This is a genomic window from Bordetella flabilis, from assembly GCF_001676725.1.
GTDB classification, from domain to species: domain Bacteria; phylum Pseudomonadota; class Gammaproteobacteria; order Burkholderiales; family Burkholderiaceae_B; genus Bordetella_C; species Bordetella_C flabilis.
Genome location: NZ_CP016172.1, coordinates 1608289 through 1626189 on the forward strand (window position 1 = coordinate 1608289; position 17901 = coordinate 1626189).

The 17901-nt window shown below is 65.3% G+C and carries 15 protein-coding genes; 3 read left to right on the top strand and 12 right to left on the bottom strand.

The features are described 5' to 3' along the window. Positions 1-138: 138 nt before the first annotated feature. The gene (locus BAU07_RS07065; protein WP_066655320.1) at positions 139-1278 is read right to left on the bottom strand and encodes an acetate/propionate family kinase; all 1140 of its coding nucleotides are present in this window, start codon (positions 1276-1278) and stop codon (positions 139-141) included. Between the two features lie 21 nt (positions 1279-1299). Continuing rightward, positions 1300-3690, bottom strand: a complete 2391-nt coding sequence (locus tag BAU07_RS07070) for a phosphoketolase family protein (protein WP_066655323.1) — start codon at positions 3688-3690, stop codon at positions 1300-1302. Positions 3691-3896: 206 nt separating this feature from the next. Here BAU07_RS07070 and prpF point away from each other — a divergent pair, with 206 nt between their 5' ends. Then, entirely contained in the window at positions 3897-5084 is a 1188-nt protein-coding gene (gene prpF, locus BAU07_RS07075; protein ID WP_066655325.1) for a 2-methylaconitate cis-trans isomerase PrpF, read from the top strand. Here the strand turns inward: prpF and BAU07_RS07080 are convergent. Further along, complete coding sequence (locus BAU07_RS07080; protein ID WP_066655330.1) at positions 5075-6937, bottom strand: ATP-binding protein; 1863 nt, start codon at positions 6935-6937, stop codon at positions 5075-5077. The genes prpF and BAU07_RS07080 overlap by 10 nt on opposite strands. A gap of 4 nt (positions 6938-6941) precedes the next feature. After that, the gene (locus BAU07_RS07085) at positions 6942-7583 is read right to left on the bottom strand and encodes a response regulator transcription factor (protein WP_232338261.1); all 642 of its coding nucleotides are present in this window, start codon (positions 7581-7583) and stop codon (positions 6942-6944) included. A gap of 643 nt (positions 7584-8226) precedes the next feature. Here BAU07_RS07085 and BAU07_RS07090 point away from each other — a divergent pair. Continuing rightward, on the top strand, positions 8227-8478 hold the full coding sequence (locus BAU07_RS07090) for a hypothetical protein (RefSeq protein ID WP_066655331.1): 252 nt from the start codon (positions 8227-8229) through the stop codon (positions 8476-8478). A 21-nt stretch (positions 8479-8499) separates the two neighbouring features. Here the strand turns inward: BAU07_RS07090 and BAU07_RS07095 are convergent, their stop codons facing one another. Continuing rightward, entirely contained in the window at positions 8500-9603 is a 1104-nt protein-coding gene (locus BAU07_RS07095; protein WP_066655332.1) for a mechanosensitive ion channel family protein, read from the bottom strand. 158 nt (positions 9604-9761) lie between these two features. After that, entirely contained in the window at positions 9762-10814 is a 1053-nt protein-coding gene (locus BAU07_RS07100) for an aldo/keto reductase (protein WP_066655334.1), read from the bottom strand. Between the two features lie 245 nt (positions 10815-11059). On the opposite strand from BAU07_RS07100, the gene BAU07_RS07105 reads away from it, so the two are divergent. Next, positions 11060-12028, top strand: coding sequence for an AraC family transcriptional regulator (locus BAU07_RS07105; protein WP_066655336.1), 969 nt, complete (start codon positions 11060-11062; stop codon positions 12026-12028). 80 nt (positions 12029-12108) lie between these two features. On the opposite strand, the gene BAU07_RS07110 is transcribed toward BAU07_RS07105, so the two are convergent. From BAU07_RS07110 to cyoB, 6 genes are read right to left on the bottom strand one after another with little or no spacing between them, the layout of a single operon-like run. Then, positions 12109-12678 (bottom strand): response regulator transcription factor, encoded by a 570-nt coding sequence (locus BAU07_RS07110; RefSeq protein WP_066655338.1) that lies wholly within the window; start codon positions 12676-12678, stop codon positions 12109-12111. After that, on the bottom strand, positions 12662-14017 hold the full coding sequence (locus tag BAU07_RS07115; protein WP_084025462.1) for an ATP-binding protein: 1356 nt from the start codon (positions 14015-14017) through the stop codon (positions 12662-12664). The genes BAU07_RS07110 and BAU07_RS07115 overlap by 17 nt, the downstream gene beginning before the upstream one ends. Positions 14018-14049: 32 nt before the next feature. Continuing rightward, positions 14050-14838, bottom strand: a complete 789-nt coding sequence (locus tag BAU07_RS07120; protein ID WP_084025464.1) for an SURF1 family protein — start codon at positions 14836-14838, stop codon at positions 14050-14052. Further along, positions 14835-15251: a cytochrome o ubiquinol oxidase subunit IV gene (gene cyoD, locus BAU07_RS07125; RefSeq protein ID WP_066655340.1), complete on the bottom strand. Its 417-nt coding sequence runs from the start codon at positions 15249-15251 to the stop codon at positions 14835-14837. Before cyoD ends, BAU07_RS07120 begins: the two co-directional genes overlap by 4 nt. Next, entirely contained in the window at positions 15248-15889 is a 642-nt protein-coding gene (gene cyoC, locus BAU07_RS07130) for a cytochrome o ubiquinol oxidase subunit III (protein ID WP_066655341.1), read from the bottom strand. Before cyoC ends, cyoD begins: the two co-directional genes overlap by 4 nt. Next, positions 15882-17885, bottom strand: a complete 2004-nt coding sequence (gene cyoB, locus BAU07_RS07135; RefSeq protein ID WP_066655343.1) for a cytochrome o ubiquinol oxidase subunit I — start codon at positions 17883-17885, stop codon at positions 15882-15884. The genes cyoC and cyoB overlap by 8 nt, the downstream gene beginning before the upstream one ends. Positions 17886-17901: the final 16 nt, after the last annotated feature.

The following is a 17901-nucleotide window of genomic DNA, read 5'->3' on the forward strand; positions in this document are numbered from 1 at the left end:
GTCACGCTCCTTCTGGATAAGAAAAGAGGAGGATATTCATCAGGCCTGGAGCGGAAATCCCAGCACGGGCCATGCCCATGGCCGGCTCGCCCTGCTGCTTTACCGCCGCGCCGGCAACGGGCTTGCGGCCGCGCGCGCTCATGGCTTCAGCATCAGGGCACGGCAGTGGCGCGCCATCTGCCGCTCTTCCTCTGTGGGAACCACCATGACGCCCGGGCCGGGCACCGCGGGCCCGATGCCCATGAACTGGAGTCCCGCGACGATGCGGCGGCGGATGTCGGCGCTGTGCTCGCCGATGCCGCCGGTAAACACCAGCAGATCGATACCGCCCATCAGCGCGGCATAGGCGCCTATCTGCTTGCGGACGGCCGTGGCGAAGACTTCCACCGCCAGTTCGGCGCGTTCGTCGTTCGCCGCGCAGCGCGCTAGCAGCGCCTGCATGTCGCTCTCGCCGTCGGCCAGCCCCGCCAGTCCGCTCTCCTGGTTCAGCATGTTTTCCAGGTCGTCGGCGTTGCGGCCTTCGGTGCGCATCAGGTAAAGCAGCACGCCGGGGTCCAGGTCACCGCTGCGCGTGCCCATGGGTATGCCGCCTGTCGGGGTGAAGCCCATGGAGGTATCCACGGATACGCCGTCTTGGACGGCGCACAGGCTGGCGCCATTGCCCAGGTGCGCGAAGACGGCGCGCGGCGGCAGGTCGGGCCCCAGTCGATGGACCAACGATTCATAGGAAAGCCCGTGGAACCCGTACCGCACCACGCCGGCGTTCCCGTACCGGTCCGGCAGCGGCAGCCGGCTCGCGCGGGGTGGAAGGGTGCGATGGAAGGCGTTGTCGAAGCAGGCAAAATGCGGCGCCTCCGGCCAGGTCGCTTGCGCCTGTTCGATCAGCGCCAGTGCGACCGGGATGTGCAGGGGCGCGAAGTGCACGGCCTGGTGCAACTGCGCGATGACGGCGGACGTCAGGCGCTGATGGGTCCGTAGATGGGGGCCGCCGTGCACGATACGGTGTCCGATGGCGGCCGGGGGCGCGCCCATCGCCTGGCCAAGCGTGCGCCCCAGGGTCGCCAGCGCGTCGGCCTGCGTGGCCATGCCATGGCCTTCGTCGTGGATCGTCCCCCCTTGCGCATTCCTGATCCGCAAGCGGCCGTCGGAACGGCCGATGCCTTCCGCCTTGCCTTCGATGAGGGTCTTCTCGTCGTCCGGGCCGCGGTCGAACACCGCGAACTTCAGCGATGACGAGCCGCTGTTCAATACCAGTATCGATGCTGCGTGGGATGGCATGACGGCTAGGCTCTCGGTGGATCAGGAGGTCCAGGTCCAGTCCCGGATGTCGTCGCGATCGATGCCCTCGGTGTGCGCGAATTCCAGGTGGTCAATGATCTGGTCGCGCAGCCATTCCTTCACATGGGCGCCTCGCAGCCGCAGTTCCGGCACATGGTCGATGGCCTTCATCGCCAGGTGGAAGCGGTCCACCTCGTTGACGATGGCCAGCTCGAAAGGCGTGTTGATGTTGCCGCGCTCCCGGTAGCCATGCACATGGATGTTGTCGTGATTGTGGCGCCGGTACGTGAGCTTGTGCACCAGCGCGGGGTAGGCGTGGAAATTGAAGATCACCGGTTTGCCGATGGTGAACAGGGTATCGAAGTCGCGATCGGGCAGGCCATGCGGGTGCTCGGTGTCCGGCAGCAGGCGGAAGAGGTCCACCACATTCACGAAGCGGATCTTCAGTCCGGGGAATTTGTCCTTCAGTATCTGCACGGCGGCCAGGGCTTCCATGGTGGCCACGTCGCCGGCGCAGGCCATGACGAGATCGGGCTCCGCGCCTTGGTCGGTCGACGCCCATTCCCAGATGCCGATGCCCTTGGTGCAGTGCCTGACTGCCGTATCCATGTCCAGGTATTGCAGGTGCGGCTGCTTGTCCGCGACGATGACGTTCACATAATCGCGCGTGCGCAGGCAGTGGTCGGCGACGCTCAACAGGCAGTTCGCGTCCGGCGGCAGGTAGACACGGACGATCTCCGGGCTCTTGTTGCAGACGACGTCGAGAAATCCCGGGTCCTGGTGCGTGAAGCCGTTGTGGTCCTGGCGCCAGACCAGGGAGGTGATCAAAATATTGATAGAGGGGATGGGCGCGCGCCACGCCAGCTCCAGCTTGGCCTTCTCCAGCCATTTCGCATGCTGGTTGAACATCGAGTCGATGACGTGGACGAATGCCTCATAGCTGGCGAAAAAGCCATGGCGACCGGTCAGCACATAGCCTTCGAACCACCCTTCCAGGGTATGTTCGCTAAGCATTTCCATGACCCTGCCGTCGGGCGCCAGTTCCCCGCCGTCCTGGTCTTCCGGCAGCATGGAAGCCATCCAGGTCTTCGGGGACGCCTCGTAGACGGCCGTCAGTTTGTTGCTCGCCGTCTCGTCGGGGCCGAACAGGCGAAAGTTCGTCATGTTGCGTCGCATGACATCGCGCAGCAGGCCGCCCAGCACCTGCGTCGATGAAAGATAGCGCTGTCCCGGGGCAGGGACATCGACGGCGTAGCCGCGGAAGGCCGGCATGTCCAGGTCCTTGCACAGCAGGCCGCCGTTGGCGTGCGGGTTGGCGCTGATGCGGCGGTCGCCGCACGGCGCCAGCGCGCGCAGCCCCGGCACCGGCGCGCCGCGCTCGTCGAACAGTTCCTCGGGCCGATAGCTGCGCATCCAGTCTTCCACGATTTTCAGGCTCTCGGGATTCGTGGCCGGGTCCGTGACCGGAACCTGGTGCGCGCGCCAGAAGTTCGCAACGTGGTGGCCGTCTACCATCCTCGGCCCGGTCCACCCCTTGGGTGAACGCAGGACGATCATGGGCCAGCGCGGGCGCCGCAGGTCGCCCCCGGTGCGGGCGCGCTGCTGGATCTCCTGGATTTCATCGATGCAGCGCTCCAGCGTGGCCGCCATCTCGCGATGCATCCGTTCGGGGTCGTCGCCTTCCACGAAATAAGGGCGGTGGCCGTAGCCTTCCAACAGCGAAGTCAGTTCCTCGTGCGGTATGCGGGCCAGGATGGTCGGATTCGCAATCTTGTAGCCATTCAGGTGCAGGATGGGAAGCACGGCGCCGTCGCGCGCCGGATTCAGGAATTTGTTGGAATGCCAGGACGTGGCCAGCGGGCCGGTCTCCGCTTCGCCGTCGCCGATCATCACGGCCGCGATCAAGTCCGGATTGTCGAACACTGCGCCATAACCGTGGGAAAGGCTATAGCCCAGCTCGCCGCCTTCATGGATGGAGCCCGGCGTTTCGGGCGTGCAGTGCGAGCCTATTCCGCCAGGAAAGGAAAACAGGCGGAAGAAGCGCTGCATCCCGTCGGCGTCCTGGCTGCGGTCCGGATAGATTTCGGAATAGCGGCCTTCCAGGTAGGCATGGGCCAGCGTGGCTGGCGCGCCATGCCCCGGGCCCGCGAGGTAAATCACGTTGAGATCGTGCTGGCGGATCAGCCGATTCAGGTGGACCAGCGCAAAGGTCTGGCCGGGGTCGGACCCCCAATGCCCCAACAGCCGGCGCTTGATATGCTCGGCCGCAAGCGGTTCACGCAGCAGGGGATTTGCGCGCAAGTAAATCATTCCCACAGCCAGGTAGTTGCAGGCGCGCCAGTAGGCGTCCAGGGCCTCGATTTCGCCATCGTCGAGCGGCTTCGCCTGTGCGGGCGTCGTGGCGTGGTCCATTGTGCGTACTCCTTCACCGGGCGCAGCCGGCATCGGCGTGGGACAGCAAACCAGCGGCGGCAGCAAAGCCCATGCCATGTGGTGCCATGGCGCCCTTTGCCGTGGGTGGCGGCGGAAGTAACATCGTGCGGCCGCGGCGGCATCCTGGCAAGCCCGGATGGCGCTCGCCGCGTCCGGCACGTCGTCCTTTACATTGTGGAACGTCGATGAACAGCGTAGCGAGACAAATCGAGATACCGGCCCTCTACATGCGAGGCGGCACGAGCAAGGGCGTCTTTTTTCTTCCGCACCATCTGCCGGCCGACCCGGCACGGCGTGACGCGGTACTGCTGCGGGTGGCGGGCAGCCCCGATCCCTATGGAAAGCAGATCGACGGCATGGGCGGCGCGACATCGAGCACCAGCAAGGTTGTCATCGTCGGCCCCAGCAGCCGTCCTGATTGCGATGTCGATTACTGGTTCGGGCAGGTGGCCATCGGCCAGGCCCTGGTCGACTGGAGCGGTAACTGCGGCAACCTGACGTCGGCGGTCGGCCCTTTCGCGGTCCACCGGGGCCTGGTGCAGGCACCCGCGGACGGCGTTGCCACGGTACGCATCTGGCAGGCCAACATCCAGCGCAGGATCATCGCGCAAGTGCCGATGCGGGATGGGCAGGTGCAGGAGCTGGGGGACTTCGAGCTCGATGGCGTGACCTTCCCTGCCGCGGAGATCCCGATCACATTCCTCGATCCCGGCGCGGCGGGCGATGCGCACGGCGCCGGCATGTTCCCGACGGGCCGACCCATCGACAGGATCGAGGTTCCCGGCGTGGGGACGATCGAGGCGACGCTGATCGATGCAGGAAATCCCGCGGTGTTCGTGGACGCCGCGGCGCTGGGGCTGACAGGCACGGAGAACCAGGCCCGTGTGAACGGCGACGCGCCGCTGCTCGCCAGATTGGAGGCCGTACGTGCGCACGCCGCGGTGGCGATGGGCGCAGCGCGCACAGCGGAGGAGGCAAGCAGCACGCGGCAGCATACGCCCAAGCTGGCCTTCTTCGGGCCGCCGGTGGACTATGTCGCGTCCAGCGGCAGTCCGGTCGGGGCCGCGCAGATCGATGTCGTCGCGCGCATCATGTCCATGGGCCAGCTGCATCACGCGATGACCGGCACGGGTGCCGTCGCGATCGCCGCGGCCGCGGCGGTGCCCGGGACCATCGTCAGCCGTATTCTCGGCGGCGCGCGCGCCAGCCTGTGTTTCGGACACGCATCCGGACGGCTGCGCGTCGGCGCCGAGGCGCAGGAACGCGCGGGGCAGTGGGCCGTCACCAAGGTGACCTTGAGCCGCAGCGCCCGCAGGCTGATGGCGGGCACGGTATTCGTGCCGGCCTCCTTGATGGAGGTGGATCAGGCGTAGTCGCTGTCATCCGGCGCCGTATCGAGCCAGACGCGTACGGAGCGCGACAACGCGGCCAATTCCTCGAGGACCGCCCTGCACGGCGCTTCGGCTGGGTCGTTGGCCGCGCCCGTGTCGGGCCGCGCACTGGGGCCGGCCCGGCGGTCGCCGGCCGGCGTGTCCAGGTTGATGTCCGTTCCGGTGTCGACCGCCGTGCCGCTGTCCAGCGCATCCTGGGCGGCCATGCAGGCGTTGGCCAGCGATGTCGCGGCCACCATGCGGGCGACGCCGCTGATCGCATGGAGTACCGCCTTGACGGCCCGCGGGGATTGCGCCCGCAACGCGTCCTCGAGCGCCGCGCCGTCGCGCTCGTTCGCGTCGAGCAGCTCGGCCAGGAAGCGCTCGGCCAATGTCGCGTCCCCGTCCGCCAGCGCCGCGATGGCGCCGAGGTCGAAACCGGGATCTTCGCGACACGCGCCAGATGTCGGCTGCGCGCACGGCAGCCGTTGCGCCAGCTTCTGGCGCAGCCCCTCCAGCGTCACGGGCTTGAACAGGCAGGCGTCCATGCCCGCCTGGCGACAGCGCTCGACCTCGCTATGCTGCGCATTGGCCGTGTAGGCCCATATCGTGCAGGGGAGGCGCCGGCGGTGCGCTTCGCAGTCGCGGATGCGACGGGCCAGGGCATAGCCGCTGCCATCGACCATACTGCAATCGGTCACCACCAGGTCGTACAGGCCCGCGCGCCATAGCCGCCAGGCCGAGTTGCCGCTGCCGGCCTGAACCACGCGATGGCCCAGTCGCTCCAATTGCTTGCGCAGCAACGTGCGGGTGGCCGCGTTGTCATCGACGACGAGGGCCCGCAGCGGCGAGGCCGCGCCGTCCGAGTGCGGCGGGACCTCGCTACTGCTGGCGGGCAGGCGCGCCCGGGCGGCGACAAAGGCGAAGCGGGCGGTGCAACCCACACCGCGGGCTCCTTCCAGCTTCAGGGTGCCGCCCATCAGCCGGGCCAGGCGTTGCGCGATGCACAGTCCCAGGCCGGTGCCGCCCGGGACGCGGGCGCCACCGTATGTCTGCGTATACGGCGCGAAGACTTTGCGCTGGTCCGCCGCCTCGATCCCCATGCCCGTATCGACGACTTCGATCGTGACAGCCAGGTGCGCCTCGTCCGCGGGACGCGCGTCGACGCGCACCTCGACGTGGCCCGCATGCGTGAACTTCACGGCGTTGCTGACCAGATTGGACACGACCTGCTTGAAGCGGCCCCGGTCTACCTGAACGGCGACGCGCGCGTTCTCGCTTACGCGCAGGCGCAGGGCAATGCCTTTGCCGTGCGCCAACCCTTCGAAGATGCGCACTGCTCCCTGCGTCAGTTCGACCAGATCGGTGTCTTCGGGAGCCAACGTCAGCTTGCCGTGCTCGATCTTCTCCACATCCAGGACATTCCCGATGAGGCCGAGCAGGGCCTGCGCCGAACAGTGCGCGATATGCAGGCATTCCTGCACATCGTCGGGGGCCAGGGTCCTGTTCTGCGCCAGCTCCAGCATGCCTGCGATGGCGTTCAGGGGTGTGCGGATTTCGTGGCTGATCGTCGCCACGAAATCGCTTTTCGCGCGGTTGGCCGATTCAGCGGCGCGCCGGGCGGACCTCAGATACCCGTTCCAGGCCGTCAGCATCGCGCCCAGCACTGCGATAGCTGCCGTGGAGGGATCGAGGTTGCGCCACTCCTTGACGGCCAGCGTGACGAGGGCCTCGGCCTGCCCGTCGTCGTCGAAGTACGCGTCGTCCGGTCCCAGCATGGTCAATGCAATGGGGGCGCAGACGAACAGCATGGAGAGGACCAGCCCGGCCGCGCGGTTGCGCATGACATCGCGCATGCCGTTACACCAGGCCGTTGCGCCGCGCGATATCCGTCAGTTCGAGGAGCGTGGCGGCGTTCAGCTTTTCCTGCAGTCTGCTCTTGTAGGTACTGACCGTTTTTTCGCTGAGCATAAGCGTCGCCGCGATCGTTTTGTTCAGCGCGCCGCGAGCGAGATGCTGCAGGACGACCAGTTCGCGATCCGATAGCTGCTCGATCAATGCGGTTTCGCTGAGCGCCGCTCCGCGGTCTCCGCAGGGGTGCAGCGCCACACTGGGGAAGTACATATTGCCTTGCAGGACCGCCTTGGCCGCGCAGACCAGTTCCTGCAGCTCCTTGCCCTTGTAGACGAAGCCGGTGGCGCCCGCGTGCAGGCAGCGAGCCGCGAGGTGGTCGGGATTCTGCGCGCTGAGGACGACGATGCCGGGCTTGTGGTCCTGGCTATCGCCCCGCAAGCGGCTGATTACCATCAGGCCGTCCATCTTCGGGATGCCGATATCCAGGATGACCAGGTCGGGATGGTGCTGGCGCACCGCAGTCAATGCGTCGACGCCGCTCGACGCTTCGGCCACGACTTCCCAGCCATTCTGCTCCAGTATTGTTCTGACCGCGAAACGGATCATGGGATGATCGTCGACGATCACTACGCTGCCTACTCTTTGCACATGGACCTCATCGTTCGATCGCGGTGTCTCCGTTCCGCGAAGCGCCCGGTTTGCTTGACGGGTTATCGATCGGGGCGGATATTCCCCGGGCTGTTCCGCTGCCGTCTTTTGCGTTGCGGAAAGACACTAGCACCCGGAACAGACGAGAAACGGAAGCCATCCCGAAAGTGGGCAAAGTATAAGTAGCGACCCCGGCCGGTAGCGTCGCCCTCACCCGTGGTCCGTTGCAGAACCGCTACTTATTGCGACTGGTTGCAAATTACCCGCGCAGGCTGCATCCCATGTGTTGCCATATGAAAAAGCCACGGCCGAAGCCGTGGCGTAAACAAGCACGTGTGGCCGCCCGCGATGCCCGTACAGCTTATTGGCAATTGCGAACGACAGTGCAACCGTATCACCCGCATTCGTTATAAGCACGCGCGAATGTTTCGAAAGAAAACGAAAAATCAGCAATGATCGGAAGGGCATCGTGCTGTTCGTTGCTTGACAGCTGAGCCACCCAAGGGAGAGGCTGGCCCTCGCGCGCGGCTGGACTAACATGGCATGCGCGGAGGTCGGGCATGTTGCCGAGTCAAGAGGGAGTTTTCCGGTTCCACGCCCCGTCGTCGGCATGCTATAGAAGCGCAGTGTCTAAGGGGAGAACATGGAACTCTATATGACGATGGGCGAGGGATACCGGCTCACGCTCGACGTGGATCAAACTGCCTCGGGCGATTACGGCTGGTATATCTATCTCGCGCTGTCGAAGGAACATGGAAAGGGGACATTGGTAGCAAGCGACGGATATTGCGAATCCGCATCGGAGGCCGCGGCCGCGGGCATGCGCGCGCTGGAGCGATACAAGTTGGAGCAACCTCTATCGGTCATGACGCCGCGCGCGGCCGCCGCATATTGAACGGAACGGAGGCGCGCGCCGCTAGACCGTAGGGGACGAGAGCTCGCGCGGCGGATGGGCTGCGCGACCGCCGACGTCGGGCCTGCTGCCCAGTTCGGCACGCAGCCGCGGCAGGCAGTCCGCATGATGGCGCTGCACATACGCGACCAACCCTTCCCGGACCTTGCAGCGCAGATCCCAGGCCTTGCTGGAATCGCTCGCACTGACCAGTGCGCGTACCTGCATGGCCTGCGGGCTGGTATCAGTCACCTGTAGCACGCAAACGCGCCTGTCCCACTCATCGGTGTCCTCGCACAACCGCTCCAGTTCCTTGCGCAGCGGTTCCAGGGGCATGCGGTAATCCAGCCACAGGAACACCGAACCGATAAGGCTGGCGGTGCTGCGTGTCCAGTTCTGGAAGGGATTCTCGATGAACCACTGCAGCGGCACGATCAGGCGCCGTTCGTCCCACAGCCGGACGACAACGTATGCGCCCGTGATTTCCTGCACCCGCCCCCATTCGCCCTGGACGATCAGCACATCGTCGATACGGATCGGCTGCGTGATGGCGATCTGCAGTCCGGCGATCAGGTTGCCCAGCACGGGACGTGCGGCCAGCCCCGCCACGATACCGACCAGTCCAGCCGAGGCCATGATGCTGGCGCCGATCTGGCGCACTTCGGGAAAGGTCATCAGCATGGCCGCCACACCGACGAGCAGGATGGCGAAGTTGGCGCAGCGTATCAACACCTGTGTCTGCGTGTGAATGCGGCGAGCGGTCAGGTTGTCGGCGCCGTCGACCGGATGCAGCGCGACGACGCCGCGGCCGATGGCCGTGCAGCAGCGTACCAGCAGCCATGTGACCGTGCCGATGAAAACCAGCCGCGTGATGTCGCGCGTACCGACAATGCCGTGGAGGGTGTCCGGCGCGCCTTGCCACACCAGTTGCAGGGCAAATGCGATAATGGTCCAGCGGGCCGGCGTATAGCCGTCGCGCACCATCCGTCCGAGCAGGGGGCGATGGCGCGTCAGGCGACGCAAAACCATTGCGCCGATACGGTGGACCGCCATGGCGATGGCCACGGCGGCCAGGGCGCTCCCGGCCACCACGAACCAGGGATGTTCCAAAGACAGAACAAGGTCCATATTCGAAGTCCTCCTCGAAATGTCCCTGTTTACCTTATCACAGCATGTGCGGTGGCCTGCGGGGGAGCGCCGGGCGGGCGCGCGGCTTCGGTAGGGCCGGACGGGGGCGACTGCCGTCCGTCCGCGTCACCACGGCATCGTTCCGGTGCAGGCGATCCTCACGCCAGCGTTCCGTGCGCGAGGAGGCGCTGGCGCACTCCGCCCTGCCGTTCGAGCATCCAGCCCGGATACTCGGCGGGCAGCGCGCTGACTTCCTCCAACGTGGCGAGTTCGCTTTCAGTCAGTTGAATCGAAGCGGCACCCACGTTGTCCTGCAACTGGTCGATGCGCTTGGCCCCGATGATGACTGTGGTCACTGCGGGCTGATGCAGCAGCCACGCCAAGGCGATCTGTGCCACCGAGGCCTTGTGCGCCTCGGCGATCCCGCGCATGGCGTCGACGCAGTCGAAGGCCCGATCCCGGTTCACTGGGGGGAAATCGAAGGTGGTGCGGCGGCTGCCTTGCTCGGCCTGCTTGTCGCGGCCGTACTTGCCGCTCAGCAGGCCGCCGGCCAGCGGGCTCCAGACCATCAGGCCCAACCCTTCGCTGCGCAGCAAGGGCACGATCTCGCGTTCCAGGTCGCGGCCCGCCACCGTGTAGTAGGCCTGCAGCGACTCGAAGCGGGCCAGTCCCAGGCGTTCCGAGATGCCCAGCGCTTTCATGATCTGCCACGCCGCCCAATTCGATACGCCCACATAGCGCACGTGCCCGTGCTGCACCAGAGTGTCCAGCGCGCGCAGGGTCTCCTCGATCGGTGTGGCGGGATCGAAGCCATGTACTTGATAGAGATCCAGATGGTCGAGTTGCAGGCGCTTCAGCGACGCCTTGACGCTTTCCATGATGTGAAAGCGGGACAGTCCGCGCGAATTGACGGCGCGGGTGCCGGTTTCGCCCAGCACCTTGGATGCCACCACCACGTTTTCGCGCGGGATATTCAGGTTCCTCAAAGCCTGCCCTGTCAGCATTTCGGAACGGCCATCCGCGTATACGTTCGCGGTATCGATGAAATTGATGCCGGCATCCACGGCGGCGCCGACAAGCGTATCGACATCCTTCTGGGCCAGGTTGCCGATTTGCCCGTACATGGTGCCGCTTTCACCGCCGAAGGTCATGGTCCCCAGGCATAGCTCAGAGACGAAAAGGCCGGTGCTGCCGAATTTTCTGTAACGCATGGGAAGGACTCCTTGAAGTCGGTGGACGCGAAGCGATGTGTCCAAAGTATGCGACCGCCCGCGGGCCCATGGGTGCTCAATACTGTTCGATTGCTGCCTGATCCTCCAGCAGCAATGCTGGCAGCAGGGATATCGCTTTCCTGTAAAACATCTGGCGCTATGCTTGCATTGCACAAAATTCCACGCGCCCCGGCAGGCTGTGCGCCGCCGCCGATGCCGGCGCCGCTCCATTCCGGTGACCATCCATGGGCTTGAACGAAATTACCGATCCTTCCCTTTCCCGCGAGAGCGGGGATGCCGCGGAAGCGGCCCCGCTGTGCGCGCCGCGGCGCGAACTGGTGTGCCTGCTGGAGCGCCTCACCGGAACGCTGGAAGGCACGATGTCGACAGCCGTACCCGGCCTGCACCTGCACCGCATCACCTGTCCAGACGGACCGCACCATAGCCTGCAGATGCCGATCTTCGCCGTGATCGCTCAGGGATCCAAGCGGCTGCTGGTAGGCAGCGAGGTCTATGAATACGATCCTCTGCATTATCTGGTGTCTTCCGTGGATCTTCCCGTGATCGGCAAGGTGACGGTGAGCCATCCCTCCGAGCCCTACCTGGGCCTGCGCCTGGACCTGGATATCGAGGACATCGACGCCCTGATCCGCGACGTCGACCTGCCGCCTTCCCCGCATCATGAAGCGTCGCGGGGACTGTATGTGAACCGCATCGGCGATAGCCTGCTGGACGGCGTGCTGCGGCTGCTCCGCTTGCTGGAGACGCCCACGGATATTCCCATCCTGGCGCCCATGGTCAAGCGCGAGATCCTGTACCGGCTGTTGATGAACGGACAGGGTGCCGCGCTGCGGCAGCTTGCCATGAAGGACAGCCATACGCACCGCATCGCGCGCGCCATACGCCTATTGCGCGAGCAGTACGCGCGGCCGTTGCGCATCGAGGACCTGGCGCGCCATGCCCATATGAGTCCTTCCTCTTTCCATCATCACTTCAAGGCGGTGACGGCGATGAGTCCGCTGCAGTTCCAGAAGCAGCTACGCCTGCAGGAGGCGCGCCGCATGATGTTCATGAGCGATACGGACGTCGCCGTGGTGGCGCACCATGTCGGTTACGAAAGCGCGTCGCAGTTCAGCCGCGAGTACAGCCGCCTCTTCGGCACGGCGCCGATGCGCGACAAGCGTCGGTGGCTGCAGGGGGAAACGCGCCACTAGGCGTGTGCGGCGGCCGTCGAGCGCGCCGGCGGCGCAGGCGCGTGGCAGGGCGGGTGAGGCGGCTGGAACGCCGCCGCCGCTCATTTCACCCGTTGTTTTTCCAGCTTGCGCGCCAAGGTGCGGCGATGCATCCCCAATCGGCGCGCAGTCTCGGATATGTTGAACCCCGTGGCGGCCAGCGTCTCGTGGATGCGCTCCCATTCCAGGGTCTTGATGGAAGTGGGGCGATCCGTCAGTTCGACCTCCGCGTCGCCGCGGTCGCGCCCGAACGCGGTCTCGATGTCGTCGGTGTTGGAGGGCTTGGCCAGGTAGTGGCGCGCGCCCAGCTTGATGGCCTCCACCGCCGTGGCGATGCTGGCAAAGCCGGTCAATACGACGATGACCATGTCGGCATGGTGCGCATGCAAAGCCTGCACGCAGGCCAGGCCCGATGCCTCGCCCTTGAGCTTCAGGTCCACGACCGCATAGTCGGGCTTGTGATCGGGCAACAGCGCGATGACGCCTTCCAGGCCGGTGGCGTGCAGCACGCGATAGCCCCGGCGTTCGAAAGAACGGCCCAGCGTACGCGCGAAGGTCTCGTCATCCTCGACGATAAGCAGCAGCCGTTCGTCTGCGCTGTCCCGCACGGGGGCGTCAGGCGGCTGTGGCATGCGCCTCTCCATCTTCCAGCGTGATGGCGGACAGGGGCAGCCGCAGCGTGACCCGTGCGCCGCCTTCGGGCCGGTTGTCGGCGGTCACGGTGCCGCCCAGGGTGCGGGCCACGTTGACGACCAGGAACAGCCCCAGGCCGCCGCCCGGGCGTCCCTTGCTGGATTGATAAGGCTTGCCGAAGGTGGCGAGCATCTGCGGCGCGAAACCGGGGCCGTCGTCGGCGATTTCCAGGCTCAGCGTGTCATTGTCGCGGGCGGCGTGCAGCTCGATGTCGTGCCGGGCGGCCTCCAGCGCATTGTCCAGCACGTTACAGATCATCTGCTTGAGGGCGGAATCCGAGACGATGCGCAGGTCTTCGCCGAAGGTGTTCCGGTAGCGCAAGCGGTCGCCGGCAGCGCGGGTAAGCCGCCAGTCATTGACGAGGTCGTCCAGAAAGGTATGCACGGTGGTCTGCGCCGGCGCCTCCCCGCGCGCCTCCCCCGCCGACAGCAGGATGCCGCTCACAATGGACTTGCAGCGCGCCACCGCGGCCTGCATTTCGCCCACTTCCTGCAACAGCTGCAAATCGCCCTTGATTGCTTTCATATGCCGCCAGTCTCCCAGGATCACCGCCATGGTCGCCAGCGGCGTACCCAGCTCGTGGGCGGCCCCGGAGGCGAGCAGTCCCATGCGCACGATGTGTTCCTCCTCCGCCGCGCGCTGGCGCAGGTGGGCCAGGTGGGCGTCACGCGCGCGCAGGTTGCCATGGATGCGCGTGATGAACACAACGATCAGGGCCGCGTTCAGGGCGAAGCAGATCAGCATGCCTTGCACGTACAGGCTGGCCAGTCCGTTTCCATGGTCCAGCGGGAGCGTCAGGGGACGCCCCACCGCGGCCAGCAGCATGAAGCACAATGCCGTGACCGCCACCAGGGTCCAGGTGCTCCAGGGCCGCAGCAGCACGGCGCCCAACGTGACCTGCACCAGGTAGAGGAAAACAAAGGGATTGGTGGCGCCGCCGCTCAGGTAAAGTTGGGCAGTCAGCATGCCGACATCGACCAGCATCGCCACCAGCAGTTCGCTATTGGTGACTTCGGGCGCGAGCCGCAGGCGCAGCATGCCTACGATGTTGAAGACGGCCAGCGCCCCAAGCACGGGCAGCATCTGGTTCAGCGGCAGCGGTACGCCGAAACCCATGGACACCACGTAAATGGTGGCGACCTGGCCGAGCACGGCGATCCAGCGCAGCTGGATCAGCTGCTGCATATTCTTGTGGCCGGTAGTGTCGTGTCTGCGGCGGCGGGGTGGGTGGGCCGGCGGCCCGGCGCCGAGCGCCGCCGGCTCCGTCGTAAGCGTCATCTTCGCGTTCTCCCTGCGGCCCAGTGTATTCGCTAGCCCGGCCGCCGCGGGCGGCGCTCTTCGCGCACGGTGTAGAACGCCGCGCCCGCCACCATCAGCGCCAGCGCGTACCACGTCACGGCGTACACCAGGTGGCTGTTGTGAAAGGCAATAACCGTCATGCCGCCCACCGGCCATGTGTCCGGCGCCGCGTGGGGATCCGCCGCGGCATCCACGAAGTAGGGCGCTACATCGGACAGGTCGCGCGCGGCCGCGATGGCCTGGACGTCGCGCGAATACCAGCGGTTGCCGGCCGGATCGTTGCGGCGCAGGAAGCCGCCGTGCGGTTCGGTGACGCGCAGCAGTCCGGTGACCGTTGTGTCGGTCCTGGCCGCGGTGTCCGGATGGGCGATGCGGTCGCGCTGGTCGCCCGGCACGAAACCGCGGTTGACGAGTACCACGGCGCCATCGGGCTGGCGCAACGGCGTCATTACCCAATAGCCGCTGCCCAGCGCGGTACTGGCCTGCACCAGCGTTTCCTTGGCGTACAGGTAACGGCCCACCAGCGCGACATGCCGGTACTCGTCGCTGTCGGCACTGACCTGCGGCCAGCGATCCGGACCGGGCGCGGCGACCGCGGGTGCATGGACGCGCTGGTCCACGCGGGCGATCAGGTCCAGCTTCCAGGCGCGTCGCTGGACCTGCCAGGTGCCGAGGGCGAAGAAGCCTGAAAAAAGCAAAACCGCCACAACCGCCAGGCACACCAGTGTGGCCGGGCGGCGCCGGACGCGCGGTGCGGCGTCCGGCTGGGCGGTGGAGGAACGAGGTTGCCGCGTCGTCAAGGCATGTTCTTCATTTCTTGCATGGTGGGCATCATGTTCACGTTCAGGTGGTACATGACCCACAGCGAGCCGCTCAGTGTGATGACGACCAGCACCAGTGTGAAGATCAGCGCCAGCATGGTCCACCCGCCTTCGGAGCGCGCGTTCATGTGCAGGAAGTAGATCATATGGACCACGATCTGCACCGCCGCCAGGCCCAGGATGACCAGGGCGGTCGTGCTGGAGTCCTCGAAGACCTTGCCCATCACCACCCAGAAGGGAATGGCGGTCAGGATCACCGACAGCACGAAGCCGGTCATGTACCCCTTGAAGGTGCTGTGGCTGGCGCCGTCGTCGTGATCGTCATGGTGGTCGTGGTGGTCATGGTCATGGCCGTGGTCGCCATGGCCCAGTGTGCCGGTATGCGTGCTCATGGCAGCACTCCCATCAGGTAGACAAAGGTAAAGACGCCAATCCAGACAACGTCCAGGAAGTGCCAGAACATCGACAGGCACATCAGGCGGCGTTTGTTGGCGGAAGTCAGGCCATAGCGGCCCAGTTGCACCATCAGCGTGATCAACCAGATGATGCCGCAGGTCACGTGCAGGCCGTGCGTGCCGACCAGTGTGAAGAAGGACGACAGGAAAGCGCTGCGCGTCGGCCCGGCGCCTTCGTGGATCAGGTGGGCGAATTCGTACAGCTCCAGCCCGATGAAGACCGCGCCGAACAGGCCAGTGACAAGCAGCCAGATCTGCGTGCCGGCCAGGCGGTTGCGCTGCATCTCCAGCATGGCGAAGCCATACGTGATGGAGGACAACAGCAGCATGGACGTGTTCAAGGCCACCAGGGGCAGGTCGAACAGGTCGGCGCCCGAGGGGCCGGCGGCGTAGCTGCGGCCGAGCACCCCGTACACCGCGAACAGGCACGCAAAGATGAGGCAATCGCTCATCAGGTACACCCAGAAGCCCAGCAGCGTGCCGTTCTTCGGGTGATGTTCCTCGGTCAGGTAAAAGCTGAGGGGCTCCGCCGACGCCGCGGCGCCGGGTTGCATGATGACGGAAGATTTAGACATGGTTGGCTAGCAGACGGGTACGCTCGGCTTCGACGCGAACGACCTCGTCCGCAGGAATGTAGTAATCGCGCTTGTAGTTGAAGGTATGGCCGATCGCCACGGCCAGGAGGGCCACGAAGAATACGACGGCCGGGATCCACATGTGCCAGATCATGGCGAAGCCCAGCGCCGTGCTCAGGCCCGCGAGGATGATGCCGGCAGCCGTGTTCTTCGGCATGTGGATCGGAATGAACCCTTCGGTCGGACGGCGGAAGTTGCGCTGCTTCATTTGCCACCACGCGTCGCCATCATGGATCTGCGGGGTGAAGGCGAAGTTGTACGCGGGCGGCGGCGAGGACGTCGACCATTCCAGCGTACGGCCATGCCAGGGGTCGCCGGTGACGTCGCGCAACTGCTCGCGGCGACGGTAGCTCACCACCAGCTGGATCAGGAAGCTGGCGATGCCCAGGGCAATCAGGAAAGCGCCGAACGCGGCGATCACGAACCAGATCTGCAGCGACGAGTCGTCGAAGTGGTTCATGCGCCGCGTCACCCCCATCAGGCCCAGGATGTACAGCGGCATGAAGGCCACCCAGAAGCCCACCAGCCAGAACCAGAACGAGCACTTGCCCCAGAAATCATCCAGCTTGTAGCCGAAGGCCTTGGGGAACCAGTAGTTGATGCCGGCGAACATGCCGAACACCACGCCGCCGATGATCACGTTGTGGAAGTGCGCGATCAGGAACAGGCTGTTGTGCAACACGAAGTCCGCCGGGGGCACCGCCAGCAGCACGCCGGTCATGCCGCCGATGACAAACGTGATCATGAAGCCCACCGTCCACAGCATCGGCACCTCGAAGCGGATGCGGCCGCGGTACATGGTGAACAGCCAGTTGAAGATCTTGGCTCCCGTCGGGATCGAGATGATCATCGTCGTGATGCCGAAGAACGAGTTGACGCTCGCCCCGGAACCCATGGTGAAGAAGTGATGCAGCCACACCAGGTACGACAGCACCGTGATCACCACCGTGGCGTACACCATGGAGGCGTAGCCGAACAGGCGCTTGCCGCTGAAGGTGGACACCACTTCCGAGAATACGCCGAACGCCGGCAGGATCAGGATGTACACCTCGGGATGGCCCCAGATCCAGATCAGGTTCACGTACATCATCGGGTTGCCCCCGAAGTCGTTCGTGAAGAAGTTCGTGCCGACGTAGCGGTCCAGCGTCAGCAGGGCCAGCACGGCGGTCAGCACCGGGAAGGCGGCGACGATCAGGACGTTGGTGCACAGCGCGGTCCAGGTGAACACCGGCATCTTCATCAGGCGCATGCCCGGTGCGCGCATCTTGACGATGGTCACCAGCAGGTTTATGCCGGATAGCAATGTGCCCAGGCCAGCGACCTGCAACGCCCAGATGTAGTAGTCGACCCCCACGTCCGGACTCTGCGCGATACCGGAAAGCGGCGGATACGCCAGCCAGCCCGTCTTCGCGAATTCGCCCACGAACAGCGACATCATCACCAGCACGACACCGCCCGCGGTCATCCAGAAACTGAAGTTGTTCAGGAACGGGAAGGCGACGTCGCGGGCGCCGATCTGCAGCGGCACGATGTAGTTCATCAATCCGGTGACCAGCGGCATGGCCACGAAGAAGATCATGATGACGCCGTGCGCCGTGAAGATCTGGTCATAGTGGTGCGGTGGCAGGTATCCGGCCACGTCGCCGAAGGCGACGGCCTGCTGCAGCCGCATCATGATGGCGTCGGAGAATCCGCGCAGCAGCATCACGATGCCCAGCACGATGTACATGATGCCGATCTTCTTGTGGTCGATGCTGGTGAACCATTCGCGCCACAGGTAACCCCACACGCGGTAGTAGGTCAGGGCGCCCAGCAGCGCCAGGCCTCCCAGCGCCACCACGATGAAGGTCACGACCAGTATGGGCTCGTGATAGGGAATGGCCTCCAGGGAAAGGCGGCCGAATAGCAGTTTGGTCAGGTCTAGGTTTTCAAACATCTCGATTCCCGTGACG

What these genes read in the sequence shown, in the direction of transcription:
- BAU07_RS07065 (WP_066655320.1), bottom strand. Translation starts at nt 1,278, where the DNA reads ATGCCATCCCACGCAGCATCGATACTGGTATTGAACAGCGGCTCGTCA.
- BAU07_RS07070 (WP_066655323.1), bottom strand. Translation starts at nt 3,690, where the DNA reads ATGGACCACGCCACGACGCCCGCACAGGCGAAGCCGCTCGACGATGGC.
- prpF (WP_066655325.1), top strand. Translation starts at nt 3,897, where the DNA reads ATGAACAGCGTAGCGAGACAAATCGAGATACCGGCCCTCTACATGCGA.
- BAU07_RS07080 (WP_066655330.1), bottom strand. Translation starts at nt 6,937, where the DNA reads ATGCGCGATGTCATGCGCAACCGCGCGGCCGGGCTGGTCCTCTCCATG.
- BAU07_RS07090 (WP_066655331.1), top strand. Translation starts at nt 8,227, where the DNA reads ATGGAACTCTATATGACGATGGGCGAGGGATACCGGCTCACGCTCGAC.
- BAU07_RS07095 (WP_066655332.1), bottom strand. Translation starts at nt 9,603, where the DNA reads ATGGACCTTGTTCTGTCTTTGGAACATCCCTGGTTCGTGGTGGCCGGG.
- BAU07_RS07100 (WP_066655334.1), bottom strand. Translation starts at nt 10,814, where the DNA reads ATGCGTTACAGAAAATTCGGCAGCACCGGCCTTTTCGTCTCTGAGCTA.
- BAU07_RS07105 (WP_066655336.1), top strand. Translation starts at nt 11,060, where the DNA reads ATGGGCTTGAACGAAATTACCGATCCTTCCCTTTCCCGCGAGAGCGGG.
- BAU07_RS07110 (WP_066655338.1), bottom strand. Translation starts at nt 12,678, where the DNA reads ATGCCACAGCCGCCTGACGCCCCCGTGCGGGACAGCGCAGACGAACGG.
- BAU07_RS07115 (WP_084025462.1), bottom strand. Translation starts at nt 14,017, where the DNA reads ATGACGCTTACGACGGAGCCGGCGGCGCTCGGCGCCGGGCCGCCGGCC.
- cyoD (WP_066655340.1), bottom strand. Translation starts at nt 15,251, where the DNA reads ATGAGCACGCATACCGGCACACTGGGCCATGGCGACCACGGCCATGAC.
- cyoC (WP_066655341.1), bottom strand. Translation starts at nt 15,889, where the DNA reads ATGTCTAAATCTTCCGTCATCATGCAACCCGGCGCCGCGGCGTCGGCG.
- cyoB (WP_066655343.1), bottom strand. Translation starts at nt 17,885, where the DNA reads ATGTTTGAAAACCTAGACCTGACCAAACTGCTATTCGGCCGCCTTTCC.